The organism is Nocardia sp. NPDC049220 (genome assembly GCF_040647855.1).
Lineage (GTDB): Bacteria > Actinomycetota > Actinomycetes > Mycobacteriales > Mycobacteriaceae > Nocardia.
Genome location: NZ_JBEZDA010000001.1, coordinates 696945 through 720749 on the forward strand (window position 1 = coordinate 696945; position 23805 = coordinate 720749).

Genomic DNA, 23805 nt, shown 5'->3' on the forward strand with positions numbered 1-23805 from the left:
GGCCGAGCGAGTGCTAGCGGATGCGGGCTGAGTTGTTGGGGCGCATATGGTCGGCCCCGAGCATGTTGGCGGAGTGGCCGGTCGGGTCGAACGGGTCCGCGGTGGTTGAACCGGCCGGTGACGTCTTCTGCCGGACCGCCCCCTGGGGTCGTCCGGCGAGTCAGTGGCCGGGTGCTGTCTGTCACTGGTCGAGTCGACTGGTCGCGGTGTCGATCTCGGACGTGGTCTGTACCAGGCCTGGCTACCACCCGGTGTGACGCATAACGAAAAGCCCCCCAGCTATCGGCTGGAGGGCCACGGTCGCTCGCGGACTACCCGCTCTTGCGACGGAATTCCCGTTTGTGGTTGGCCGCGTTGTGCGCCCCCGTAGCTTTGGACCGGCCGTCGAGGTGGTCGGCCGCGCGGGCGTGCTGCTGGTTCTTGCGTTCCAGTGCCTCGCGGAACTTGCGCTTCACCTCGTCCGCGCCGCCGTTGGGACTATCCGAATCCGCCATCGCCTGCTCCTAGTCCTCGCGGCCGTGTGCCCGTGCCCATAGGCGGCGGTGCCCAGCCGATTCGTGTCGAACGCCTCGACGCTATCGCGTGCGAGGCGGTTGTGTCAGTGGGATTTCGGGTACCGCACGGCACCCGGTCCGTGCTCGGGTCAATCGAGCCACTGCGCGGTGGTCCCGCCGAGTGGCAGCTGCGGAAGGCCGAGTTTACGGTGATCCCAGCTGCGCACGCGTTCGGGGGCGACTCGGATGGCGACCCGCTTGTGCAGCATCGACTCCACCATCGGGCGCACCTCCTCGCGATACGGTCCGGTGTAGCGCTCCCAGACGCTCACGCCGACCGCGAAGAGTTTGTCCGCGTCGTCGATGATCTCGGCACGTCCCTCGATCGACACACCGCGCAGTTGGTCGTAGGTCTGGCCCGCTTCGACCATGCACGTGACCCGCGCATCGCGGCGCAGATTCACCGCCTTCTGCGACTCGAGTTTGGTCTCGAACCAGATCTCGCCGTCGAGCAGCGCGTACCACATGGCGGTCAGGTGCGGCGTGCCGTTCGGGCCGATGGTCGCGAGCGTCGCTATTCGGCGGTGCTCCAGGAACGCGGTGATCTCGGTGTCGGACATCACGATCTGTGCCCGTTGGTTGACTCCCATCGGCCAACTGTAGAGAGTCGGAACTGCAACGGGTTATAGGCGCTTGTGTAAAGCCTCGGCGGCCGCGACCAGGTCGGCGGCCCAGCGGGCGCCCGGTCTGCGGCCCATCCGGTCGATCGGGCCGGACACCGACACCGCGGCGACCACGGTGTTCGCGGCATCCCGCACCGGCGCGGAGACGCTGGCCACGCCTGCCGCGCGCTCGGCCGCACTCTGCGCCCAGCCGCGCTTGCGAACCTCGACGAGTGCGCGCTCGCCGAATACCGCGTCGGACAAAATGGTGCGCTGTAGCTCCGGGTCGGCCCAGGCGAGCAGGACTTTGGCCGCCGATCCAGCGGTGAGTGGCAGGCGTGCCCCGATCGGGACGGAATCGCGCAGCCCGACCGGCGGTTCCAGCGCCGCGACGCAGACCCGGGCATCGCCGTCGCGGCAGTAGAGCTGGACGCTCTCGCCGGTGATCTCGCGCAGCCGGGGCAGAATGGCCGACGCGGCATCCAGAAGCGGGTCGTTCGCGCCGGTCGCGAGCTCGGCGAGGGCCGGGCCGGGCCGCCACATCCCGTTGTTGTCGCGGGCGAGCAGGCGGTGCACCTCGAGTCCGACGGCAAGGCGGTGTGCGGTGGCGCGGGGCAGGCCGGTACGCGTGCACAGCTCGGTGAGACCGCAGGGATGCTCGGCGACGGCGTAGAGGACCGCCACTGCTTTGTCGAGGACGCCGATGCCGCTATGCTGTCTCATAGAACGATATTAGCGTCTCGGATACTGAGAAACACATCGGCGAACCACCTCGCCGAAAGTCATCGCGAAATCCGCCGGCAACGGCCTACTTCGCGGATTCCGGTCTCCAGTGATCCGACCAGCGCAGCAATCCCGACTCCGGCAACCACCACCGCTCGGATCGCGGAACGGCTGCTCCATCCGAAAGGTGATTGACAATGGCCGACCCGCGCACGCTGGCCGAGAAAGTATGGGAACAGCATGTCGTCGCTCGCGGCGCAGGTGAGGGTGCTGCGCGCGAACCCGACCTGATCTACATCGACCTGCACCTCGTGCATGAGGTGACCAGTCCGCAGGCGTTCGACGGACTGCGCGCCGCGGGCAGGCCGGTGCGACGGCCGGATCTCACCATCGCGACCGAGGACCACAACGTCCCGACCACCGACATCGACAAGCCGATCGCCGACCCGATCTCGCGTACCCAGGTCGAGACGCTGCGGCGTAACTGCGCGGAATTCGGTGTGCGGCTGCATCCGATGGGTGACCTCGACCAGGGCATTGTGCACGTGGTCGGCCCCCAGCTCGGGTTGACCCAGCCGGGGACGACGGTGGTATGCGGCGACAGCCACACCTCGACGCACGGTGCGTTCGGCGCGCTGGCGATGGGCATCGGCACCTCCGAGGTCGAGCATGTGCTTGCCACCCAGACGCTCTCGCTGCGCCCGTTCAAGACGATGGCCATCACCGTGGACGGCGATCTTCCCGAGGGCGTGACGAGCAAAGACCTGATTCTGGCGGTGATCGCGAAGATCGGCACCGGTGGCGGCCAGGGATACGTTCTCGAGTACCGGGGCGAGGCCATCCGTGCCATGTCGATGGAGGCCCGAATGACCATCTGCAACATGTCCATCGAGGCGGGTGCGCGGGCGGGCATGATCGCGCCGGACGAGACGACCTACGAATTCCTCAAAGGACGGCCGCACGCGCCGCACGGGGCCGACTGGGACGCGGCCGTGGCCGCCTGGGAGGCGCTGAAGACCGACGAGGATGCGGTTTTCGACGCCGAGGTACATATCGACGCCACCGAACTGACCCCGTTCGTGACCTGGGGCACCAACCCGGGACAGGGCGCTCCCCTCGGCGATGCGGTGCCCGACCCCGCCCGGATCGTCGACGAGGTGGCCCGTGAATCCGCAGAGAAGGCTCTGCGATACATGGATTTGGAGCCGGGTACTCCGCTTCGGGAAGTCCCGATCGACACCGTATTCGTCGGTTCCTGCACGAACGGGCGCATTGAGGATTTGCGCGCGGTGGCCGGGATTTTGAAGGGGCGTCATGTCGCCGACGGAGTCCGAATGCTGGTTGTACCGGGCTCGATGCGGGTTCGCGCACAGGCGGAAAAAGAAGGACTTGGCGAGATTTTCACGGCAGCGGGCGCGGAATGGCGGCAAGCGGGGTGTTCAATGTGCCTGGGAATGAATCCGGACCAGCTCGCACCGGGCCAGCGTTGCGCTTCCACCTCGAACCGTAACTTTGAGGGGAGGCAGGGAAAAGGTGGCCGTACGCACCTCGTTTCTCCCCTGGTAGCGGCCGCGACGGCGGTCCGTGGAACCCTCTCCTCGCCTGCGGATCTGAACTGATCCGTTCCGAGACGCCTCATCGAACCCAGGAGATTCGTTATGGAAGCCTTCACTACGCATAAGGGCATCGGGGTGCCGCTACGCCGGTCAAATGTCGATACCGATCAGATCATCCCCGCCGTCTACCTGAAGCGGGTGACCCGTACGGGATTCGAGGACGGGTTGTTCGCTGCATGGCGAACGGATCAGGACTTCATTCTGAACGTCGAGCCTTACAACAGGGGTAGTGTTCTAGTAGCCGGTCCGGATTTCGGTACTGGATCCTCACGTGAGCACGCCGTTTGGGCGCTGTCGGACTACGGCTTTCGAGTGGTCATCTCGTCCCGGTTCGCCGACATCTTCCGGGGCAATGCGGGTAAGGGCGGTCTGTTGGCCGCACAGATGTCACAGAACGATGTCGAAATGCTCTGGAAGTTGCTCGAGGAACGGCCGGGCATGGAATTGGTTGTGGATCTCCGGGCGCGCACGGTGACGGCTGGAACCGTCGTGTTGCCGTTCGATATTGATGACTACACCCGGTGGCGTCTTCTCGAGGGATTGGACGACATCGGCCTCACCCTGCGTCGGAGCGACACCATCGCCGAGTTCGAAAAGGCAAGGCCAGCTTGGAAACCCAGGACCCTGCCCGCGCATATTTCGCAGACGTAATCACCCCGACGCGTTAGCTGTGCGACCTGAGCGATGGTAGCTGGACGTGTGCTAAACCACATGAATTTTGGCGTGGCACATAGACTCTTGCCCAAAGTGGGTTTAACGTGGTACCTAGTCGGTCCGACGACGGGCCATTAGTCTGCGGAGGATTCAATGAACAAGGCGGAACTGATCGACGTTCTGACCGAAAAGTTGGGTACGGACAGGCGCACGGCCACCGCGGCAGTCGAGCATGTGGTCGACACCATCGTGCGTGCGGTGCACAAGGGTCAGAGCGTCACCATCACCGGATTCGGTGTGTTCGAACAGCGTAAGCGTGCGGCTCGAGTCGCCAGGAACCCGCGGACCGGTGAAACCGTCAAGGTGAAGCCCACTTCGGTGCCCGCGTTCCGCCCCGGCGCGCAATTCAAGGCGGTCATCGCGGGTAAGCAGAAGCTGGCCGCGAGCGGCCCCGCTGTGAAGCGCGGCGTGAATGCGCCGGTGGCCGCGAAGAAGGCGGCCGCGAAGAAGACGGCGGCGAAGAAGGCAGCCGCCAAGAAGGCGACCGCGACCAAGGCCCCCGCCAAGACCACGGCCCGCAAGGCGGCCGCCAAGGCTCCGGCAAAGACCACCGCGCGCAAGACCACTGCGGCCAAGGCCGCCGCGAAGAAGGCACCCGCGAAGAAGGCAACGGCAGCCAAGAAGGCGCCGGCCAAGAAGACGGCCACCAAGGCCACGGCGGCCAAGAAGACCACCGCCGCCAAGAAGACTGTCGCCAAGAAGGCGCCTGCGAAGAAGACCGCCGCCAAGAAGGCTCCGGCCCGCCGCGCCCGCTGATAGCACGCCACCGTCGTATCGGCGCCGAATGGCAGGCCGGAAGGCCGCTTCATTCGCCTCACCGAATAAAAACGGCCCCGGGACACCCGGGGCCGTTTTCCAGTGTCACCCGAGCGACGGTCGGTGTCGTGGCGCGTTCCGGCGTGGCCGGGTCGAGGTCGAGGTCGAGGTCGTCGGGCTGGGAAACCGTCAGGATTTCACGACGCCGGCGGAGAGCGACCGATCCAGATGGTCGGCCGCCACCAATCGCCGCCCGACGAACGACAGCACCCACACGCTGCCCTTGCGATTGCGCGCCGAGGGGAGGGCGATGCCGTCGCGGTGGGCCCACCAGCGCAGCAAATCCGGAATCACCTTGCCTTGGCTGCAGACCACGCGAACGGCCTTGTCCGTCACCAGTGCTCGGATGCGCGCCCGGGCGGCGTCCGGGGCCTCGGCGTAACCGGGCTCGGAAAGTAGTGACTCCAGAGTGATTTCGGCACCGAGCTTGTCGGCGAGCGGTGTCACCGTCTGCACGCAGCGCACCGGATCGGCCGAGAAGATCTCGGATGCCCCGAACGCCAGCAGATTCGGCACCAGAGCCCGCGCCTGGGCTTCGCCGTGCCGATCGAGCGGGCGCTGCTCATCCGGCCCGGTGAACCGGTCTCTGCGGCCGGCCTTCCCGTGCCGCACGAGCAGCAGCGTGCTGGTGCGCGCGGGTAGCCGGGCGAACGCGCGCAGCACCTGCCGGTCCATCGGATAGGACAGCTGGTCCATCACCCGGTCCAGCGGGTGCCAGGTGAGCTCGTCCACCTCGGAATTGGGGGCGAACTCGCCGCCGGCGACCTCGGCCGACCAGTAGTCGACCCGCTTCAGTTTGCGATGGCCCGGGATCGGATACGTGACGTGCCCGAGGTAGCGGCCGAGTCGGCACCGCAGCCCGGTCTCCTCGGCGACCTCACGGACCGCGGCGAGCACTGCGGTCTCCCCGGGATCCAGCTTGCCCTTGGGTAGCGACCAGTCCTGATATTTAGGGCGGTGGACGATCGCGATCTCGATCGTCGCTCGCCGCGTAGTGCGCCAGACCACCGCACCCGCGGCGTGGATATTGGCGGTTACGCGTGGATCCCGCAGCGGGTTCGGGTCCATTTCGTACTCGGTACTGCCGCTCACTGCTGTTCCGGCCTCCGTAGCCGCATGAGGTACTCCTGATGGTCTCGGATCTTCGCACCGTCGGCGGTCTGGTCCGGCCATGCCTGCCAGGTGCCGTCGGATTGGAGTACCCAGCACCGTGTGGTCGCAGACAGGGCGGAGTCGAATACCGCGCCGAGTTGCTCGACAAGTCGGGGATCCTTCACCTGCGCCATGACCTCGACCCTGCGGTCCAGGTTGCGATGCATCATGTCGGCGCTGCCGATCCAGTACTCGTCTTGCGCCTGGAAGTGCAAGATCCGCGAGTGCTCCAGGAACCGCCCCAGGATCGAGCGGACTTCGATGTTCTCGCTCATCTCCGGCACGCCGGGGCGCAGCCCGCAGATGCTGCGCACCACGATCTGCACCGGTACGCCCGCCTGTGAGGCGCGGTACAGCGCGTCGATGATCTCCTCGTCGACGATCGCGTTGGCCTTCAATCGGATTCGAGCGTCGTGCCCTTGGAGAGCGAGCTCGGTCTCCCGCTGGATCCGCTCGATGATGCCCGCGCGCACGCCGTGCGGTGCGACAAGGAGGTTGCGGTAGCTCTCTTTTCGCGAGTAACCGGTCAGCGAGTTGAACAAGTCGGTCAGGTCGGCGCCGATTTCCGGTGCGGCGGTGAGCAATCCGACATCCTCGTACAGCCGCGCGGTCTTCGGATTGTAGTTTCCGGTACCGATGTGGCAGTAGCGGCGGATGGTCGCGCCCTCGCGGCGCACCACCAGACAGGTCTTGCAGTGGGTTTTGAGGCCGACCAGGCCATAGACCACATGCACGCCCGCCTGCTCCAGCGCGCGGGCCCACTTGATGTTGGCCTGCTCGTCGAAGCGCGCCTTGATCTCGACCAGTGCGACGACTTGCTTGCCTGCCTCGGCGGCGTCGATCAACGCGTTGACGATCGGAGAGTCGCCGGAGGTGCGATAGAGCGTCTGTTTGATCGCGAGCACCTGCGGGTCGGCGGCGGCCTGTTCGATGAACCGCTGCACGCTGGTGGAGAACGAGTCGTAGGGATGGTGCACGAGGACGTCGCCCTCGCGCAGCGCCGCGAACACGTTGCGCGGCGTCTCGCGCTCGCCGAACGCGGGCGGCGTGGCGGGGACATACGGCGGGTTCTTCAGATTCGGCCGATCGACGCCGTAAACCTGCCAGAGGCAGGACAGGTCGAGTAGGCCGGGTACCTGGATCACGTCACCGGGGTCCACGTCCAGCTCGCGCAGGAGCAGGTCGAGCATGTGCTCGGTCATGTCGTCGGAGACCTCGAGTCGCACCGGCGAACCGAACCGGCGCCGAGCCAGTTCGCGCTCCAGCGCCTGTAACAGGTCCTCGTCGCGGTCCTCGTCGACTTCGAAGTCGGCGTTGCGAGTGATCCGGAACGAATGGTGCTCCACCACGTCCATGCCGGGGAACAACAGATCGAGATGCGCTGCGATGAGCGCCTCCATCGGAAGGAAGGCCGCGATGGGTGAGCTGGATTCGGTGCGCCGGACGCGAACGAAGCGGTCCACGTTGTCGGGCACTTTGACGCGGGCGAAGTGCTCGCCGCCGGTCGCGGAATCCTTCACGGTCACGGCGAGGTTGAGGCTCAATCCGCTGATATACGGGAACGGGTGTGCCGGGTCCACCGCGAGCGGAGTGAGGACCGGGAAGACCTGATCCTGGAAGTGGCCCGACAGCCGCGCCCGCTCGTCGTCGTCCAGGTCGGCCCAATCGATGATCGCGATGCCCTCGGCGGTCAGGGCGGGCAACACGTCGTCGAGGAAAACGCGGGCATGCCGGACCGCGATCTCCTGGGTGCGCGCCGCGATCAGTTCCAGCTGTTCGCCGGGTGAACGTCCGTCGGCCGAACGTACGAGCAGACCGGTCTCGGCGCGCCGTTTCAAGCCTGCGACCCGCACCATGTAGAACTCGTCGAGATTCGACGCGAAGATCGCCAAGAACTTCGCCCGCTCCAGCAACGGAAGCGACGCGTCCTCGGCGAGGGCGAGTACTCGGGCATTGAAATCCAGCCAGCTCAGTTCCCGATTGAGGTAGCGATCACGGGGCAACTGCTGCGCCGTCGAGTCGGCCGACCATGGCGTCGCCGCCGGGGGAGGCGTGGGAAGCAACGGCTGCTGCTTGACAATTTCCGTATCGCTCACGGTAACGATCATCCCCTACTGCTGCGGCCGTGTGCAGTTCGATTCCGCGATCGACGGGTGTGCACGCCAGCACGGCGATCTCCTAGCACACGCGCCGAACATGCTCATGAACGCGACCCGGCCAGCCGATGTCGTGCAGTACGGCGCGGGTCGCGCTGCCCGCCCCGAGGGCGGCCGCGCGGTCCAGGTCGTCGGCGGTGTCGACGTCCAGACGCAGCCCCGGCCAATCACCCGTCAGATCGACCGCGCCCGCGGCGATATGGCTGCGGGCCGAGCCGGGGCCGAAGCGTGGATCGAGCGCGTCGAGCGGGTCCCGGACCAGTAGCGCGGCGGTGCCGCTGCCCGCGTGGTCGACCACGATCGATCGGCCGCGCGGGGCGGTGGCGAGCATGTCCGACAGTTCCTCCGCGCGCAGCGCGGGAAGGTCGGCCTGCAGGGCGAGCAGCGCGATCGGGCCGTGCGTGCCGCGCAGGGCGGAGGCCGCGGCGGCCAAGGCGGTATTGAGGCCGTCGGTATCCGCGTCGGACGGTTCCGGATGGACGTCGGCGCCCAGTGCCATAGCCAGATCCGCGACCGAGGGATCGGGCGTGACCACCGTGACCGACATGACCTCGGGGACCGCGGTGGTGGCGGTGACGGTGTCGGCGAGCATGGCGAGCACCAGCCGCGCCCGATGCTCCGGGCGCAGCCGGTCGGCCAGTCGGCTCTTGGCCCGATCGAGGCTCTTGACCGCGATCACGGCATGCACGGCGTGCGGGCGCATGCGACCAATCCTTCCATGGCATATTGGGCTGATGACGAGGGCGGCGGTACTGGGCGCGGGATCGTGGGGCACGGCGTTCGCGAAGGTGTTGGCGGACGCGGGAACCGACGTCACGATCTGGGCTCGCCGACCCGAGGTGGCCGCGACGCTGGCCTCCGAACATCGCAATCCGGATTACCTGTCGGATATTCCGCTGCCGCCGATCGCGGCCACCCATGACCCCGCGGTCGCACTGGACGGCGCGGATATCGCGGTGCTCGCGGTGCCGTCGCAGTCCTTGCGCGAAAATCTCGCGGACTGGAAGCGCGTCATCGGGTCGGATACCACGCTGCTGAGTCTGGCGAAGGGGATCGAGACCGGAACGTTGCTGCGGATGAGCCAGGTGATCGCAGAGGTCACCGGCGCCGACCAGAGCCGGATCGCGGTGCTGTCCGGGCCGAACCTGGCGCGCGAGATCGCGGTGGGCCAGCCCGCCGCGACCGTGATCGCCTGCACCGACACCGATCGCGCGGTCGCGCTACAGCACGCCAGCGCGACCGGATACTTTCGGCCGTACACCAACGCCGACGTCATCGGCTGCGAAATCGGCGGCGCGTGCAAGAACGTCATCGCGCTCGCCTGCGGTATCGCCTCCGGAATGGGATTCGGCGACAACTCGATCGCCAGCCTGATCACCCGCGGCCTCGCCGAGATCATCCGGCTCGGCGTGGCGCTTGGCGCCGAGCCCGCGACGCTGGCCGGACTCGCCGGGGTCGGCGATCTGGTCGCGACCTGCACCTCGCCGTTGTCGCGCAACCGGTCCTTCGGCCACGTCCTCGGCGCGGGCGGGTCCATGGAGGCCGCGCAATCGGCGACCCACGGCCAGGTAGCGGAGGGGGTGAAGTCCTGCGCATCGATTCGGGCGCTTGCCGAGCGGCACCAGGTGGAGATGCCGTTGACCACCGCGGTGCACCAGTTGTGTCACGAAGGCCTTTCCGTGCGTGAGGCCGTCGGTAACCTGCTCGGACGGCGGATCAAACCGGAGTGATCCCCACCGGCCGATGTCGATGTCGCGGGGACGGTCAGCAGCGGACTCCGGCATCCAAACGGGTACGGTTCGGGGCATGACGAACCGGATCAGGGTGGCTGTGGTGTTCGGCGGACGCAGTAACGAGCACGCCGTGTCGTGCGTTTCGGCCGGCAGTGTGCTGCGGAGCCTCGATCCGACGAAGTACGAGGTGGTCCCGATCGGCATCACCACAGAGGGCAGCTGGATATTGGACAGTTCCGACGTAACCGCGCTCGGCATCCACGACCGTGCTCTGCCCTCGGTGGACGCCGGCGGAACGGTGCTGACGATGGCCGCCGATCCGAGCCGCTCAGGGGCGCTGATCGCGCTCGACGATCCGGGCGCCGCCCTGGGCACCGTCGATGTGGTCTTCCCGATCCTGCACGGGCCGTTCGGCGAAGACGGGACGTTGCAGGGGATGCTCGAGCTCGCCGGGGTCCCGTATGTCGGACCCGGCGTGTTGGCCAGCGCGGCGGGCATGGACAAGGAGTTCACCAAGAAGTTGCTCGCGGCCGAGGAGCTTCCGATCGGTACCCAGGTGGTGCTCCGGCCGGGCACCGCGACACTCGCCGACGCGGACCGGTCCCGGCTCGGGCTGCCGGTGTTCGTCAAGCCGGCGCGCGGTGGTTCGTCGATCGGCATCACCAAGGTGACCGACTGGAGCGAACTGGACGCGGCGATCGCGGCGGCGCGTGCGCACGATCCGAAGGTGATCGTGGAGGCGGCCATCGTCGGACGCGAAGTGGAATGTGGCGTTCTGGAATTCCCGGACGGGCGAGTCGCGGCGAGCGTCGTCGCGGAGATCCGGATGCCGGAGGAAGACACCATGGCCGAGAGCCCCGAGTTCTACGACTTCGACACCAAATACCTCGACGACGTCTGCGAATTCGATATTCCGGCCAAGCTGGACGACGAGGTATCCGACCAGATCAGAGATCTGGCCGTCCGTGCCTTCCAGGCGCTCGATTGTCAGGGCCTGGCACGCGTCGACTTCTTCGTGACCGAGCGGGGTCCGGTGATCAACGAGATCAACACCATGCCTGGCTTCACCGCGATCTCCATGTACCCGCGCATGTGGGAGGCGACCGGCGTCGACCTTCCCGCGCTGGTCGCCACCCTGATCGACACCGCCCTTGCGCGGGGCACCGGTCTGCGCTGAGGCCGGGATCACCGGTGATCCGGTGGGACAGGCCGCGGCGCCGGGTCAGTTGGGTAACGGACCCGGGTCGATCGACTGAGCCGGGAGGGTGGCGGTGATGGTGTCGGCGACCTCTTGCAAGGGGGTCGGACCGGAGTCGTCGGGGACGGTCAGGGCGATGTAGGTCGCCCGGTCGACCGCGAACCAGGTGCTCGCTGTCGCGGCTCGGTCGCGGGCTTCGAACCACTGGACGCCATTCACGATCTGTAGCGGCGAGGCCCGGTTGAACTCCAGCGGGCGGTCCAGGCCGCAGCGCAGGACGATGGCGTCGCCGCCGTCTGCTCGCTGCCATGCGCGAGTAGCGGGCGGTGCGGGTTCGACGAGAGTCGACTTGGTGAACTCACCCAGCAGCGCGGGCAGCGCGGGCAGCAGAGCGGTACAGGCGGGGCCGTCGGCGGCAGGGGCGGGAACCGGACCGAGGACCAGGGGTTCACGCTCGACCGGGGCGCGGTGCGCCAGCACGGCAGCCACGAGTACCGCGACAACCAGCACGACGGGAAGCGCGACGGCGGTGGCGATGAGGGCCGGGGAGTACTGGTGCTCGGGTGAAATGTCGTCGTCCACCGAGGGTTTCGTCGTGGCTTCGGGTTCGGCCCGCGTCGCGTCCGGGCTCGTGGCCTCGGTGCCCTGGGACACGAGGCCGGAGTCCGGAACGGTCGCAGTTGTTCCCGTATCGGTGGTGTCGGCAGTCGAACTCGGCCTGTCGGTGTCCGCGGCGCCGGCCTCGGCAGGGCCGGTGTTGGTGTCCGCGTCGTCGGCGCCGAAGTTCCGCGCAGCCGGACCATCGTTCCTCTCGGATCCGCTCGCATCGGCACTGAATGCGGAGCGCGCTGGTCGCTCGTCCTTCGCCGAGTCGCGGTCCGACGAATCCGCCGTCATGCTCACCGATCCTTCCTGCTCACGCTGAATGATGCCGGTCGGCGGGGCCGCGGGAGGGCGGCGGCACACTGGACCGGCCCGGTGGTATTCGAGTGCCCTGGAAAGGGTACCGTCGGGCCGATTGCAGCGAGCGGCGCACCGGAAAGGACTGGTCATCAGCGAGAACACGGGCCCGAGGACGGTGCGTGAACTGGGAGAGTTCGCGTTGATCGACCGCATCAACACCGGTCGGGTACAGACCGAGGACGTCCTGCTCGGCCCCGGCGACGACGCGGCCGTGGTAGCCGCGCCGGATGGTCGGTTCGTGGTCACCACCGACATGCTCGTGCAGGATCGGCATTTCCGGCTGGACTGGTCGAGCCCCGAGGATATCGGCCGCAAGGCCATCGCCCAGAACGCCGCCGACGTCGTCGCCATGGGCGCGGTGCCCACCGCGTTCGTCGTCGCACTCGGCTGCCCGGCCGACACGCCGCTCGAGCTGATCGACGGCCTCACGGACGGAATGTGGGCCGAGGCCGCGCGCGCGGGCGCTTCCATCGCGGGCGGTGACCTGGTTCGCAGCCGCGATCTGGTCATCTCGGTGACCGCCTTCGGCGACCTCGGTGGCAGAGCGCCGCGCACGAGAGCCGGTGCGCGCGTGGGCGATACCGTTGCGGTCGCGGGTCGTCTGGGCTGGTCGGCCGCGGGATTCGCGGCCTTCACCGCCGATGCGGCCAGCGCAGATCTCGCGGAAGCACGTGCCGCCCACCGGGTTCCGCAGCCGCCGTATGCGGCCGTGCTGGACGTGTTGGACCGCGGAGCGGTCGATCGCTCGGACGTGCCGCCGGTCCGGTCGGGAGCTGGGCCGCACGCGCTGACGGATGTGTCCGATGGTCTGGTCGCCGATCTGGGCCATATCGCGGTCGCCTCCGGCGTCGCCATCGATCTGGATTCGGCACGGTTGCGTGACTCAGCGCTGGAACGGATCGCTGCGCTACTGGATGCCGATGCGGCGCAATGGATTCTGGCCGGAGGCGAGGATCACGCTTTCGTCGGGACGTGGGCGCCGGGGCACGACTTGCCCGCCGGATGGGTCGTGATCGGGCGGGTTGTCGCCGGTCGCGGGGTCACCGTCGACGGCGTGGTACCGGTGGGCGATGGTGGGTGGGAATCGTTCCGTGGGGCGGAATCGGCATCTGAGGGTGAACCACGATAGGTTGTGCGGTCATGGGCGCGAAACCATTGTTCGAAATCATGGATCCGGGATGGGCGAAAGCACTCGAGCCGGTGACGGAACGAATCACCGCCATGGGAGATTTTCTGCGGGCCGAGAACGCGGCGGGCCGTGGCTACCTACCGTCCGGTGAGAACGTGTTGCGTGCCTTCCAGCGTCCGTTCGACGCGGTGCGGGTACTCGTCGTTGGTCAGGACCCCTACCCGACGCCTGGCCACCCGATGGGACTGAGCTTCTCGGTCGCGCCCGATGTGTCGCCGATTCCGCGCAGCCTGGCGAATATCTTCGCGGAGTACAGCAAGGACCTCGGCCACCCGACGCCGTCCTGCGGCGACCTGAGTCCGTGGTCGGACCAGGGCGTGCTGATGTTGAACAGAGTGCTCACGGTGTCGCCCGGCCAGCCTGCCTCGCATCGCGGCAAGGGCTGGGAGGCGGTCACCGAACAGGCGATTCGCGCCCTCGTCGCCAGGGACGAGCCGCTGGTGGCGATCCTCTGGGGCAAAGACGCGGCAACGCTGAAGCCGCAGCTTGCCGAGGCCGAGATCCCGTACATCGAGTCTCCGCATCCGTCGCCGTTGTCCGCGTCGCGCGGTTTCTTCGGTTCCCGCCCCTTCTCGCGAGTGAACGAACTACTCGACGAACTGGGGGCCGAACCGGTTGACTGGCGCCTGCCCTGAGTCGGGCGTCTGTGTGTGATCGACCGAGATATCGAGTGAGGAGCTTTTCCATGCACAACACCTCTGTCCGTGGCGGCCTGCGCGGTACCACCGCCACCCTGGCCGTCTGCGCCGCGCTGACCAGCGGCGCCGCCGTGGCAAGCGCGGCTCCGCTGCGGCTGGAACCCGCTACGGAAACCACCACCACGGCGCCGGTCGCCGAGGAATACACGTCGAGTGGTTCGTCCACCATTTCCGCGTCGGTGAACTCCAAGATCGCGTGTCTGTTCTTCGTGGGCAATCTCGGCTGCTGACCTTCGATCCATGAGGCTCGCACCGGCGCCGACCAGCGCTGTGCGATCCTCAGATCGTGAGTAATGCGAACAATCTTCTCGAACCGTCGCGGCTTCGGTTGCGCGGTTCGGGCGGAATCGAGCTGGCCGCCGATCAGTTCGGCCCGATCGACGGCCCGCTCGTCGTTTTTCTACACGGGGGTGGCCAGACCCGGCACTCATGGAAACAGACCGGTGCGCGCCTCGGCGCATCGGGAATGCGGGTGGTCACGCTGGACGCGCGTGGGCACGGCGACAGCCAGTGGGCACCCGACCGTGACTATCGACGCGACACCATGGTTCGGGATCTGATACTCGTGCTCGAACAACTCGGAGCACCCGCGGTGGTGGTCGGCGCCAGTATGGGCGGGATCACCGGTTTGCTGGCGACCGCCGCGTCCGGCGGACAGGCGATCAGCGCACTGGTGCTCGTCGATATTGTCACCCGACCGGAGCCGGCGGGCGTCGCGAGGGTGATCGACTTCCTCGGTAAGCACCGCGATGGCTTCGACAGCCTCGAACAGGCGGCCGACGCGGTCGCCGAGTACATGCCGCATCGTCCGCGCCCGAAGGACACCACCGGGCTGCTGCGGAACCTACGCGCGCGCGACGGTCGCTGGTATTGGCACTGGGATCCGGACATGCTCGCCGACCGGGGCGAGAAGACGTCCGTGATGATCGAGCAGATGGAGGCCGCGGCGGGCCTGCTGACCATACCGGTGTTGTTGGTGCGTGGCATGCGGTCGGATGTGGTAAGCCCCGAAGGAACTCAGGCGTTCCAGCGACTGGTGCCGCACACACAACTAGTGGAGATCGGCGGCGCCGCGCATACCGCGGCAGGCGACGACAACGACTCGTTCACCGACGCGGTGGCGAAATTCGTCCTCTCGACCCGGGAATGACGCGACGTCCGGCGTCGCTCGGCGGAGAGGGGGGTTTGCACCCTAACCCGGATCCGCCGCGCCGTCGGCGGTGGTGCCGTCGCGGCGTGGAACCGGATCGCGCACCATGCGCACCTCGACCGTGCCCGTGAAAAACTCCGCCTTGCGCGCGCCGTCCAACGCGAAACCATATCTGCGATAGAACGCCTGCGCCCGCGGGTTCTGCTCGAATACCCAGAGCGAGTACGACGTGGAAGGGTCGAGCGCGACGTGGATCAGATCGTCAGCGACGCCGGTGCCGTGCCACGCGCAGCGCACGTACATCGCATGGAGTTCCAGCGGAGTCGTGGTGTGCGCGTCGCGGGACGGGCCCACACTGACGAAGCCGATCACGACGTCGTCGGCGATCGCGACATGTGTGCGATCGGGGTAGCGGACCAGGTCGCGTTCGCACTGCTCGGTCCGGCGCTCGATATCGAACGCGTCGAGCACATGTGCGGGAACCAGATCCCGGTACGCCTCGCGCCAGCAAGCGATGTGGCATTCCGCGAGGCCGCGCGTATGCCCGGCATCCAGACGCAGGATGCGCCATGGAGCCTCGGTCATACCGACCGCGTTCGCCGAAAGACCGCGGTCATGACTACGCCCCGGACCACCGTGGAAGGTGCCGGGGCGTGTCGATGGTACCGGTCGGCCGGGCCGATCAGCCGCGGACGACCTTGCCTGCCTTCAGGCAGGAGGTGCACACGTTCATGCGGCGGGTGTTGCCCGGCGCGACCTGTGCCCGCACGGTCTGGATGTTCGGGTTCCAGCGACGGTTGGTGCGCCGGTGCGAGTGCGAGACCGACTTCCCGAAGCCGGGGCCCTTGGCGCAGACGTCGCAGACGGCAGCCATAGTCGCGAACTCCTTCATGTCATGGTGGGGACCGCAGCACACGCGGTGCGGCATGTCCGGAAACAATGTCGTGATGTACCCGGTCGACGATATCGACCTGCGCAAACCGTTGACGGCCCCGCTGGGCAACCCCGCAAGGGTAGCTGTGCGGGTCCTGATTCACCAAACCGGTCCCTCGGAAACGAGGCCCGGAACGGCCGCTGGACCTCCGTAGTTTAGCGGACGGGCGTCTCGCGTTTACTGTCGGCCTCGCCCGCTAACCTGGCGAACGGTGATGGTCTGGAGGTGGCTGGACGGGAGAGAGGTGACAGTGCCCGACGCGCGGGAGGTGATGGACGGCACGGCGCTGCTGCGCTGGGGGCGAGCCTGCCTCGAGGGTCTGGAAAACCGGCGCCAAGAGATCAACGCGCTCAATGTCTTCCCCATCCCGGACGCCGACACTGGAACCAATCTGTTGGCCACTCTGCGCGCCGCGGTCGCGGCAGCGGAAGTGGCCGCGTTCGCGGCGGGCGCACAGGCTGGTGGAGCGCCGGCCCACACCGTCGCCGCCGCGATGTCGCACGGCGCTACGGTCGGCGCCCGCGGTAATTCCGGCATCATCATCTCCCAAGTTTTGCGTGGTATCGCCGACGCGGTACGCGACGGGCCGCTGACGGCGGACACCCTGCGTGTCGCGCTCTCCCGTGCCTCGGCGCTGGTGCGTGCCGCGTTGAGCGTGCCGATCGAAGGCACCATCCTCACCGTCCTGGACTGCGCGTCCAGGTGCGCGGCGGACTGCACGGACGTGACGCTCGCCGGCGTGGCGCTGGCCGCGGCCGATGGCGCCGCGAAAGCGCTCGGAGACACACCCTCCCAGCTCGGCGTGTTGCGCGACGCCGGTGTCGTCGACGCGGGCGCTCGCGGGCTGGTTGTACTGCTGGACAGTCTGGTCGCGGTGACCCTCGGCGAAGTGCCCGCACGACCGGAGTACGCCCGGCGCATGCCGGAGGCGGTTCGTCCGGCGTACGACGATGACTGTTCGGTGTACGCAGACGATGATCATCCGGTCGCCGAGCCGCAGTACGAAGTGATGTACCTGCTCGCCGACACCGACGCGTCGAGTGTCGCGGTACTGCAGACCCGCCTGGACGAACTGGGTGACTCGGTCGCGGTCGTCGGTGACGGCGACCGTTGGTGGTCGGTTCACGTGCACTGCGCGGATGCCGGCGCCGCGGTGGAAGCCGGTATCGCGGCGGGAACCGTCAGTTGCCTCCGCATCGAAAGTTTCACGCTCGCCGCGCACCACGAATCCGGCCCCGCGCACGGTGCGGACGCCCCCATCCACGACCGCGTCCGGGGCTACGACGGGTTGGCCGGCACCGATGTCCTCGTCTCGTGTCGCGGCGAGGACATCGGCAAAGACATCCACGCCCCACACCCCGCATCAGCGGTAGCCGGCGCGGACGCGCGGGACCAGCGATCGGCCGAGCCGGATGCCGATCAGGTCGACGCCGCCGAGGCTGTTGTCGCCGCGGTTTCGGGGTCCGGACCGGCCCTGCCCGGTTCGGGCGATGTGGTCGCGGGTGCGCTCGCCGTGCCCGGTGCCGCGGCGACCTCGGCGGCTCCGGCTGACCGCGGAATCATCGCCGTGGCGGCAGGAGAGGGCACCGCGACGTTGTTCGAAGACGCGGGCGCTGTGGTGCTCGGCGGCGACGAGCCGGTCACCGCACAGACGCTGCTCGCGGCAATCCGACGGATGCCGAATCGAGAAGTACTGGTCCTGCCGAACGGCGCGCTCCCCGCACACGAGCTGGTAGCGGTCGGCGTCGCAGCGCGCGACGAGCGCCGAGACGTGCTTCTGCTGCCGAGCGCGTCCGTCGTCCAGGGGCTCGCCGCGCTGGCCGTACACGATCGGGGACGGATCGCGGTGGACGATGCCTTCGCCATGTCGGAGGCTGCCGCCACCACACGATGGGGATCGCTGCGCGCCGCGACGCAGCGCGCGCTCACCATGGTCGGCACCTGTGCGCCGGGTGACGGGCTCGGTCTGGTCGGCCACGACGTGGTTGTCATCGATCGCGACGTCCGCGCGGCCGGCCCGACGCTGCTGGATCGAATGCTCGCCGTTGGCGGCGAGCTGGTTACCCTACTGATGGGGGCGACGGCGCCGGACGGGCTCGGCGCTGAACTCGCCGCGCATATCGCACAGGGCTTTCCCGGTGTCGAGGTGATCGTGTATTCCGGTGGACAGCGCGTCGACCTGGTGCAGATCGGAGTTGAGTAGGGCATGGCGACACTGAGCGATCGGCTCGACCATATCTTGGGCGTGAAGGCGGCCGCCTCGCTGGCGGACGCCTTCGACATGCAGACAGTCGAGGACCTGCTGCGGCATTACCCGCTGCGTTACGCGACCCAGGGGCAACCGCTCACCGAGGAGGCTCCCGAGGACGGTACGCACATCACTGTCATCGGCCGCATCACCAAGGCCGAACTGCGACCGATGCGCAACCGGCGCGGTTCGCTGTTGAAAGTGGTACTCGACACCGGCTCCGGGCGCGGCGTCGATGTCACCTTCTTTCACGGTGACAAGGTGAAATACGTTGTCCGCGAGGGTCTTCGGGCGATGATGTCAGGCACAGTGACCTATTGGCGTCCCGGCCATTGGAACCTGAGTCACCCCGGTTACCTGATGCTGCCCGAGGCCGACGGTGGCGACGAATCGGTCGGCGCACTCACCAAGGTGCGCGGCGGCGGCGACCTGCGCGGACTCGCGCAGAGCGCGAAAGGTGCGGGCGGAGTGGACAGCTCGTTCATGGAACGCGAATTCATCCCGGTTTATCCAGCGACGGCGAAGGTGCAGAGCTGGGACGTGCTCGCGTGCGTGCGTCAGGTGCTCGACCAACTCGACCCGATCGAGGACCCGCTGCCGGAGCAGGTCAGGGCCGAACGCGCGCTGCTGCCGGTGTCGGACGCGCTGCGCCTGATCCACCTACCCGACCGCAAGTCCGACATCGACCAGGCCGAACAACGGCTGCGTTTCGACGAGGCACTGGCCTTGCAACTGGTGCTGGCCGAGCGGCGGCACGAGGTGTCCGGTCGGACCGCGCGGGCCTGCCGGCCGCGCACCGACGGCATCGCCGCCGCGTTCGACCGGCGGCTGCCGTTCGAACTCACCGCGGGCCAGCGGCAGGTGGTCGGCGAGATCTCCGCCGATCTCGCTCGCACGCAGCCGATGCATCGGCTGCTGCAGGGGGAGGTCGGTTCCGGTAAAACGATCGTGGCCCTGCACGCCATGCTTCAGGTGGTTGACGCCGGGCAACAGTGCGCCCTGCTCGCGCCGACGGAAGTGCTTGCCGCACAGCACTATCGGTCGCTGCGCGGCATGCTCGGCGAACTGGGCGCCGCGGGCGAGCTAGGCGCGGCCGAGGACGCGACCCGCATGGTCTTGGTCACCGGGTCGATGTCGGCGTCGGCCAAGAAGGCCGCGCTGCTCGAGGCGGTGACCGGGGCGGCGGGCATCGTGATCGGCACGCACGCGCTGATCCAGGACAACGTCGACTTCTTCGATCTCGGCATGGTGGTGGTCGACGAGCAACACCGCTTCGGTGTCGAGCAGCGAGACGCGCTGCGCGCCAAAGCCGCAGCGGACAGCGCCCCACATCTGTTGGTGATGACCGCGACGCCGATCCCGCGCACTATCGCGATGACCACCCTGGGCGATTTGGAGACCTCCACGCTGACCGAATTGCCCAGGGGGCGTTCGCCGATCGCGTCGAAGGTCGTGCCGCGCAGGCAACATCCGAATTGGGTCGACCGCGCGTGGGAGCGGATCGTGGAGGAGGTGGGCGCAGGCCGGCAGGCCTACGTGGTGTGTTCGCGGATCGGCGAGGACGAGGAAAGCTCCGGTAAGTCGCGCAACGGGCGGTCGAAGCCGGGCGACGGCGCGAAAGAGGGCCCGACCACGCAGGCGGTGCTCGACGTGTTCGAGATGCTGCGCAGCGGCCCGCTGTCCGGCGTTCGGGTCGGCCTGCTGCATGGCAGACTGCCCGCCGACGAAAAAGACCAGGTGATGCGCGCGTACAACGACGGATCAGTGGACGTGCTGGTCTGCACGACGGTGGTCGAGGTCGGTGTCGACGTTCCGAACGCGACGGTGATGGTGATCGTCGACGCGGATCGGTTCGGCGTCAGTCAACTGCACCAGTTGCGCGGTCGGATCGGCCGAGGCAAGCATCCTGGCCTGTGTCTGCTGGTCACCGATGCCGCGCCCGGCGGTTCTGCGATGGCGCGGCTGGACGCGGTGGCCGCCACCACCGACGGTTTCGAACTGGCGGTACTCGACTTGCGCACCCGCCGTGAGGGCGACGTGCTCGGCGCCGCCCAGTCCGGCACCGCCCGCTCACTGCGCCTGCTCTCGCTGCTCGATGACCTCGATGTCATCACCGCCGCCCAGGAATTCGCCCGCGACGTGGTGGAAGCCGATCCCGGCCTGCGGCGGCACCCCGGCCTCGCGGGCATGATGCACGCCGCCGTCGACTCCGAACGCCTGGAGTATCTGGCGAAGTCCTGACGGAAAATCTCCGCCACGCGGGCGACGGCACGCGCGGAACCGATGATCGCACCGCCGGGCTGCTGCCGCTGATCATCGTCCACGCCGTCGCCGACGAGCATTCCTGCGCGGAATCGCGACGATAAGACTCTGTGGACAGCAATCTGCCCCGGGCTGACAGCTCGGCCCCGTCCAGCTGCCCACGTGGTCGCTGAGCACAGTGACGTGGTTGTCGTGATGTCCCTTGACAACCGCGATTCGACTGCCTTCGAGGGAAGCCACCGCGGGTAGGGCGGAAGCACCGCGAACAGCGGCCGATCAGCGCCCGACGCGGGGATAGGGCAGGTCGGTGCAGGTGTTCTCGTTGACCGCGAGTGGGCTGCCGATGTGGGGGAAGGCGCGCTGCGGGCATGCGGGGCGCTCACAGACCTTGCAGCCTGCGCCGATCGGCACCGCCGCGGCCGGGTCGTCCGGCTGCAACCCGGCCGAATAGACCAGGCGCTCGGCGTATTCGATATCGCAGCCGAGGCCGATCGCGAAATTCTTCGTCGCGGTGCCGAACCCGTGTGGTGCGGTCATGGCGGTGCGGGCGATCCACAGATAGCGCCGTCCGTCCGGCATCTCGGCCACCTGGGTGAGGATCCGGCCGGGGTGCTCGAATGCCTCGTGCACCACCCACCGCGGGCAGCTACCGCCCACGCGGGAGAAGTGGAAGGCGGTGGCGGACTGGCGCTTGGAGATGTTGCCTGCGCGGTCGGTGCGGACGAAGAAGAACGGAACGCCGCGTTGCCCCTGCCGCTGCAGGGTGCTGAGCCGATGGCAGATCGTCTCGAAGCCGACCTCGAAACGCAGGCCGAGCAGGTCGATGTCGTAGTGCAGTTCCTCGGCCGAGCGCAGAAAACGCCCATAGGGCAGTACAAGCGCAGCGGCGAAATAGTTGGCCAGTCCGACGCGGGCGAGGGTGCGGGATTCAGCGCCGAGCGAGGGGGTTTCGGCGAGTACCCCGTCCAGCTCGGCGCGGTACAGCAGGACGGCCAGGGTGGCGCCGATCTGGAACGCGCGCTGACCGGGACGCAACCGCCTCGCCAGGGTGAGTGTGCGGCTCTCCGGGTCATAGTGCCGTTTCGGGATGGTCGGGTCCGCGCCGTCGCCGCGGACGAGAACCGTGACTCCAACGCGTTCTTCGGCTATTCGGGCGAGTTGGCGGTCCAGCGAGCCGATGGAGAGACCGGAGTTTTCGAACAGTTGCTCGGCGGCGATATCCAATTGCGGGATGTGGTTGTGGTGGTCGTAGAAGAAGTCCCGGACGTCCTCATACGGCATGGGCAAGCCCGGCGCGCCCGCGGGCGCGGACACCCGTGCGGACAGCAGGTCGAGCTGATCGGTTGCGGCGCGTAGTCGCCGGTGCATCGCCACGACGATCCTGGCGACCTCCGGCTGGCGCGTCGCCAACTCTTCCACTTCGGTCAGCGGCGCGGTGTGTCCGCCGGCGGCGTCCACCAGTACCTCATGCAAGTCGGACATGAGGCGCGCGTCGGAATCGGCGGCGAAGAACTGGACGTCGAGGTCGAAGGTGGAATTGAGTTTGAGCAATACGGGAATGGTGAGCGGTCGCTGGTCGCGTTCGAGCTGATTGAGGTAACTGGGCGACAGGTCCAGCGATTTCGCCAGGGCTGCCTGGGTCAGCCTGCGCTCTTCGCGCAACCGCCGAAGTCGGGCACCCGCGTACATCTTGCGCACGTGCACGATGGTAGCTGTGCATATTCGCAATCATCGCAAAAATGGTGAGTTCTCTTGAAAGAAATGTACTTCTGCACGGTGTCTTTCGCAGGGTCCGCCGTGCGTAGCGTGCGAAGACTGGTGCTGACTGCTCCGTGGGAAAGCGTGCGGCCACTTGCGATACTCCCGCACCGCCTCGCTGACCAGCCCGTTCGGTTGCCGCGCGTATGCGCGAGTCACGGCACAGCCGTCTCGCCCGCGACCGGGGCGCTCGGCAACTACGACATCAACGCCGCCACCTTCGCCGTGCGGGTGGTCACCTCGCGCGGTCGGACAGGACATGGCCAGTGCGGCCACGCCCGTTGTCGGGTGTGCCGAAAGTCCGCGGCATGGCGGCGCGAACGAGGCCGTTGCGCGCACTATGTAGAAGATCGGCCACCCTGAGGTAAAGAGGAATGGCTGCGCCGCGTAGACCATCCAGCAGTCGACTCGAACGCGTCGATCCGGCCCGTTGCCGGAGTGCGCTGGCGTGCCGCAGCAGGACCGCGCGGTCAGCCACCGAGCAGTGCGGTCGATCCCATCGTAGGTATGGGAATGCCGTCTCGGCGCATCGCTTCCCTGCCGGGTGATTACTTGCTTCAATCTGGGGCTGGGCGGACGACGCAGTCCGGCCCCTCGGCAGCAGGAAGTGAGCAAGATCAATGTCGACCCCGGATGAAGTCGTACGCGCGATGTGCCGCAGCTGGTCGGACCCTGATACCGATCCCGATCGGATCAGCGCGTACTTCGCCGAAGACGCTGTCTACCAAAACATCCCGATGGAACCCATCGTCGGACGCGCCGCCATCCGCGACTTCATCGCGGAGTTCCGCACCGCCTTCGACGCCATCCACATCGACATTCACCATCAGGTGGCCGCTGGCGCGGTGGTGATGAACGAACGTACCGACACCCTGCGCGGCGCAGACCGTGTCACCCCGCTTCGGGTCATGGGCTTCTTCGAGGTCACCGACGGCGCCATCAGCATCTGGCGCGACTACTTCGACATGGCCGCCATCAACCGCGCCTTCGACGGATAGTGCGGATCGGTCGAGCAGCGCGTCCGCATCCTCGGCGTAGTAGCGCCGCCAAGCACAGCCCGTGCTCCAGGACGGTGCAGCCACGATCTCGGACCTTCGCGCCGGCGGTCGGTCGATAAGGCATCGGAAGCTGCTCGGCCGCAGCGGCATCGGTGTCCGGCGGAAATATGGTGAGGTTGGGAACCGAATCGGGGGAGTGCGCGTCGAAAGAGGTGAGTGGGGAAGATAAGTCGCGCACTGCGTGCAGGGAGGGGTTACCGATGGAACGTTGTTCCGGGTGTCATACAGCCTGGCGGAGGGGAATGCGGTCGCGTTCGCGGATTCTGCCGGTGACGCGGAGG

General features: G+C 67.6%; 22 protein-coding genes. 12 read left to right on the forward strand and 10 right to left on the reverse strand.

All coding sequences use genetic code 11. The annotated features are described in order from the left end of the window. Nucleotides 1-311: 311 nt before the first annotated feature. The 3 genes from AB0C34_RS02955 to AB0C34_RS02965 form a co-directional block, all read right to left on the reverse strand. Nucleotides 312-494: a DUF5302 domain-containing protein gene (locus tag AB0C34_RS02955; protein ID WP_357066855.1), complete on the reverse strand. Its 183-nt coding sequence runs from the start codon at nt 492-494 to the stop codon at nt 312-314. A gap of 149 nt (nt 495-643) precedes the next feature. Beyond that, nucleotides 644-1144 carry a PPOX class F420-dependent oxidoreductase gene (locus AB0C34_RS02960; protein WP_357066857.1) on the reverse strand — a complete coding sequence of 167 codons (501 nt, stop codon included), beginning with the start codon at nt 1142-1144 and terminating at the stop codon, nt 644-646. A 33-nt stretch (nt 1145-1177) separates the two neighbouring features. Beyond that, nucleotides 1178-1879: an IclR family transcriptional regulator gene (locus AB0C34_RS02965; RefSeq protein WP_357066859.1), complete on the reverse strand. Its 702-nt coding sequence runs from the start codon at nt 1877-1879 to the stop codon at nt 1178-1180. A gap of 197 nt (nt 1880-2076) precedes the next feature. Between AB0C34_RS02965 and leuC the strand changes: the two genes are divergently transcribed. The 3 genes from leuC (at nt 2077) to AB0C34_RS02980 (ending at nt 4965) form a co-directional block, all read left to right on the forward strand. Then, nucleotides 2077-3498: a 3-isopropylmalate dehydratase large subunit gene (leuC, locus tag AB0C34_RS02970; protein WP_357066861.1), complete on the forward strand. Its 1422-nt coding sequence runs from the start codon at nt 2077-2079 to the stop codon at nt 3496-3498. A gap of 39 nt (nt 3499-3537) precedes the next feature. After that, nucleotides 3538-4146, forward strand: coding sequence for a 3-isopropylmalate dehydratase small subunit (gene leuD, locus AB0C34_RS02975; protein WP_357066862.1), 609 nt, complete (start codon nt 3538-3540; stop codon nt 4144-4146). Between the two features lie 156 nt (nt 4147-4302). Next, entirely contained in the window at nt 4303-4965 is a 663-nt protein-coding gene (locus AB0C34_RS02980) for an HU family DNA-binding protein (RefSeq protein WP_357066864.1), read from the forward strand. A gap of 189 nt (nt 4966-5154) precedes the next feature. Here the strand turns inward: AB0C34_RS02980 and AB0C34_RS02985 are convergent, their stop codons facing one another. The 3 genes from AB0C34_RS02985 to cofC form a co-directional block, all read right to left on the reverse strand. After that, on the reverse strand, nt 5155-6093 hold the full coding sequence (locus tag AB0C34_RS02985) for an NUDIX hydrolase (protein WP_357068420.1): 939 nt from the start codon (nt 6091-6093) through the stop codon (nt 5155-5157). A gap of 20 nt (nt 6094-6113) precedes the next feature. Beyond that, the gene (locus tag AB0C34_RS02990) at nt 6114-8285 is read right to left on the reverse strand and encodes an RNA degradosome polyphosphate kinase (RefSeq protein ID WP_357066866.1); all 2172 of its coding nucleotides are present in this window, start codon (nt 8283-8285) and stop codon (nt 6114-6116) included. Between the two features lie 70 nt (nt 8286-8355). Then, nucleotides 8356-9036, reverse strand: coding sequence for a 2-phospho-L-lactate guanylyltransferase (gene cofC, locus AB0C34_RS02995; protein ID WP_357066867.1), 681 nt, complete (start codon nt 9034-9036; stop codon nt 8356-8358). A gap of 31 nt (nt 9037-9067) precedes the next feature. Here cofC and AB0C34_RS03000 point away from each other — a divergent pair, with 31 nt between their 5' ends. Both AB0C34_RS03000 and AB0C34_RS03005 read left to right on the forward strand, forming a co-directional pair. Further along, nucleotides 9068-10063 (forward strand): NAD(P)H-dependent glycerol-3-phosphate dehydrogenase, encoded by a 996-nt coding sequence (locus AB0C34_RS03000; RefSeq protein ID WP_357066869.1) that lies wholly within the window; start codon nt 9068-9070, stop codon nt 10061-10063. Between the two features lie 76 nt (nt 10064-10139). After that, on the forward strand, nt 10140-11243 hold the full coding sequence (locus AB0C34_RS03005; RefSeq protein WP_357066871.1) for a D-alanine--D-alanine ligase family protein: 1104 nt from the start codon (nt 10140-10142) through the stop codon (nt 11241-11243). A gap of 45 nt (nt 11244-11288) precedes the next feature. Here AB0C34_RS03005 and AB0C34_RS03010 read toward each other — a convergent pair whose 3' ends face one another. After that, a complete protein-coding gene (locus AB0C34_RS03010) occupies nt 11289-12161 on the reverse strand; it encodes a DUF3515 domain-containing protein (RefSeq protein ID WP_357066873.1) in 873 nt (290 codons plus the stop codon). A 181-nt stretch (nt 12162-12342) separates the two neighbouring features. On the opposite strand from AB0C34_RS03010, the gene AB0C34_RS03015 reads away from it, so the two are divergent. Genes AB0C34_RS03015 through AB0C34_RS03030 form a run of 4 tightly spaced genes read left to right on the forward strand, consistent with a single transcriptional unit; the run spans nt 12343 to nt 15264 of the window. After that, nucleotides 12343-13356, forward strand: a complete 1014-nt coding sequence (locus tag AB0C34_RS03015) for a thiamine-phosphate kinase (RefSeq protein WP_357068422.1) — start codon at nt 12343-12345, stop codon at nt 13354-13356. Nucleotides 13357-13367: 11 nt separating this feature from the next. Beyond that, on the forward strand, nt 13368-14051 hold the full coding sequence (locus AB0C34_RS03020; protein ID WP_357066875.1) for a uracil-DNA glycosylase: 684 nt from the start codon (nt 13368-13370) through the stop codon (nt 14049-14051). A 50-nt stretch (nt 14052-14101) separates the two neighbouring features. After that, a complete protein-coding gene (locus AB0C34_RS03025) occupies nt 14102-14344 on the forward strand; it encodes a hypothetical protein (RefSeq protein WP_357066877.1) in 243 nt (80 codons plus the stop codon). A gap of 56 nt (nt 14345-14400) precedes the next feature. Continuing rightward, complete coding sequence (locus tag AB0C34_RS03030; RefSeq protein WP_357066880.1) at nt 14401-15264, forward strand: alpha/beta hydrolase; 864 nt, start codon at nt 14401-14403, stop codon at nt 15262-15264. Between the two features lie 42 nt (nt 15265-15306). On the opposite strand, the gene AB0C34_RS03035 is transcribed toward AB0C34_RS03030, so the two are convergent. Continuing rightward, a complete protein-coding gene (locus AB0C34_RS03035; RefSeq protein ID WP_357066882.1) occupies nt 15307-15849 on the reverse strand; it encodes a GNAT family N-acetyltransferase in 543 nt (180 codons plus the stop codon). Between the two features lie 97 nt (nt 15850-15946). After that, on the reverse strand, nt 15947-16138 hold the full coding sequence (gene rpmB, locus AB0C34_RS03040) for a 50S ribosomal protein L28 (protein WP_011210730.1): 192 nt from the start codon (nt 16136-16138) through the stop codon (nt 15947-15949). A gap of 304 nt (nt 16139-16442) precedes the next feature. Between rpmB and AB0C34_RS03045 the strand changes: the two genes are divergently transcribed. Both AB0C34_RS03045 and recG read left to right on the forward strand, forming a co-directional pair. Then, the gene (locus tag AB0C34_RS03045; RefSeq protein ID WP_357066884.1) at nt 16443-18401 is read left to right on the forward strand and encodes a DAK2 domain-containing protein; all 1959 of its coding nucleotides are present in this window, start codon (nt 16443-16445) and stop codon (nt 18399-18401) included. A gap of 3 nt (nt 18402-18404) precedes the next feature. Continuing rightward, nucleotides 18405-20687 (forward strand): ATP-dependent DNA helicase RecG, encoded by a 2283-nt coding sequence (gene recG / locus AB0C34_RS03050; RefSeq protein ID WP_357066886.1) that lies wholly within the window; start codon nt 18405-18407, stop codon nt 20685-20687. 297 nt (nt 20688-20984) lie between these two features. Here the strand turns inward: recG and AB0C34_RS03055 are convergent, their stop codons facing one another. Further along, nucleotides 20985-22406, reverse strand: coding sequence for a short-chain fatty acyl-CoA regulator family protein (locus tag AB0C34_RS03055; protein ID WP_357066888.1), 1422 nt, complete (start codon nt 22404-22406; stop codon nt 20985-20987). A 680-nt stretch (nt 22407-23086) separates the two neighbouring features. Between AB0C34_RS03055 and AB0C34_RS03060 the strand changes: the two genes are divergently transcribed. Continuing rightward, a complete protein-coding gene (locus AB0C34_RS03060; protein ID WP_357066890.1) occupies nt 23087-23464 on the forward strand; it encodes a limonene-1,2-epoxide hydrolase family protein in 378 nt (125 codons plus the stop codon). Nucleotides 23465-23805 lie beyond the last annotated feature (341 nt).

What these genes read in the sequence shown, in the direction of transcription:
- AB0C34_RS02955 (WP_357066855.1), bottom strand. Translation starts at nt 494, where the DNA reads ATGGCGGATTCGGATAGTCCCAACGGCGGCGCGGACGAGGTGAAGCGC.
- AB0C34_RS02960 (WP_357066857.1), bottom strand. Translation starts at nt 1,144, where the DNA reads ATGGGAGTCAACCAACGGGCACAGATCGTGATGTCCGACACCGAGATC.
- AB0C34_RS02965 (WP_357066859.1), bottom strand. Translation starts at nt 1,879, where the DNA reads ATGAGACAGCATAGCGGCATCGGCGTCCTCGACAAAGCAGTGGCGGTC.
- leuC (WP_357066861.1), top strand. Translation starts at nt 2,077, where the DNA reads ATGGCCGACCCGCGCACGCTGGCCGAGAAAGTATGGGAACAGCATGTC.
- leuD (WP_357066862.1), top strand. Translation starts at nt 3,538, where the DNA reads ATGGAAGCCTTCACTACGCATAAGGGCATCGGGGTGCCGCTACGCCGG.
- AB0C34_RS02980 (WP_357066864.1), top strand. Translation starts at nt 4,303, where the DNA reads ATGAACAAGGCGGAACTGATCGACGTTCTGACCGAAAAGTTGGGTACG.
- AB0C34_RS02985 (WP_357068420.1), bottom strand. Translation starts at nt 6,093, where the DNA reads ATGGACCCGAACCCGCTGCGGGATCCACGCGTAACCGCCAATATCCAC.
- AB0C34_RS02990 (WP_357066866.1), bottom strand. Translation starts at nt 8,285, where the DNA reads ATGATCGTTACCGTGAGCGATACGGAAATTGTCAAGCAGCAGCCGTTG.
- cofC (WP_357066867.1), bottom strand. Translation starts at nt 9,036, where the DNA reads ATGCGCCCGCACGCCGTGCATGCCGTGATCGCGGTCAAGAGCCTCGAT.
- AB0C34_RS03000 (WP_357066869.1), top strand. Translation starts at nt 9,068, where the DNA reads ATGACGAGGGCGGCGGTACTGGGCGCGGGATCGTGGGGCACGGCGTTC.
- AB0C34_RS03005 (WP_357066871.1), top strand. Translation starts at nt 10,140, where the DNA reads ATGACGAACCGGATCAGGGTGGCTGTGGTGTTCGGCGGACGCAGTAAC.
- AB0C34_RS03010 (WP_357066873.1), bottom strand. Translation starts at nt 12,161, where the DNA reads ATGACGGCGGATTCGTCGGACCGCGACTCGGCGAAGGACGAGCGACCA.
- AB0C34_RS03020 (WP_357066875.1), top strand. Translation starts at nt 13,368, where the DNA reads ATGGGCGCGAAACCATTGTTCGAAATCATGGATCCGGGATGGGCGAAA.
- AB0C34_RS03025 (WP_357066877.1), top strand. Translation starts at nt 14,102, where the DNA reads ATGCACAACACCTCTGTCCGTGGCGGCCTGCGCGGTACCACCGCCACC.
- AB0C34_RS03035 (WP_357066882.1), bottom strand. Translation starts at nt 15,849, where the DNA reads ATGACCGAGGCTCCATGGCGCATCCTGCGTCTGGATGCCGGGCATACG.
- rpmB (WP_011210730.1), bottom strand. Translation starts at nt 16,138, where the DNA reads ATGGCTGCCGTCTGCGACGTCTGCGCCAAGGGCCCCGGCTTCGGGAAG.
- recG (WP_357066886.1), top strand. Translation starts at nt 18,405, where the DNA reads ATGGCGACACTGAGCGATCGGCTCGACCATATCTTGGGCGTGAAGGCG.
- AB0C34_RS03060 (WP_357066890.1), top strand. Translation starts at nt 23,087, where the DNA reads ATGTCGACCCCGGATGAAGTCGTACGCGCGATGTGCCGCAGCTGGTCG.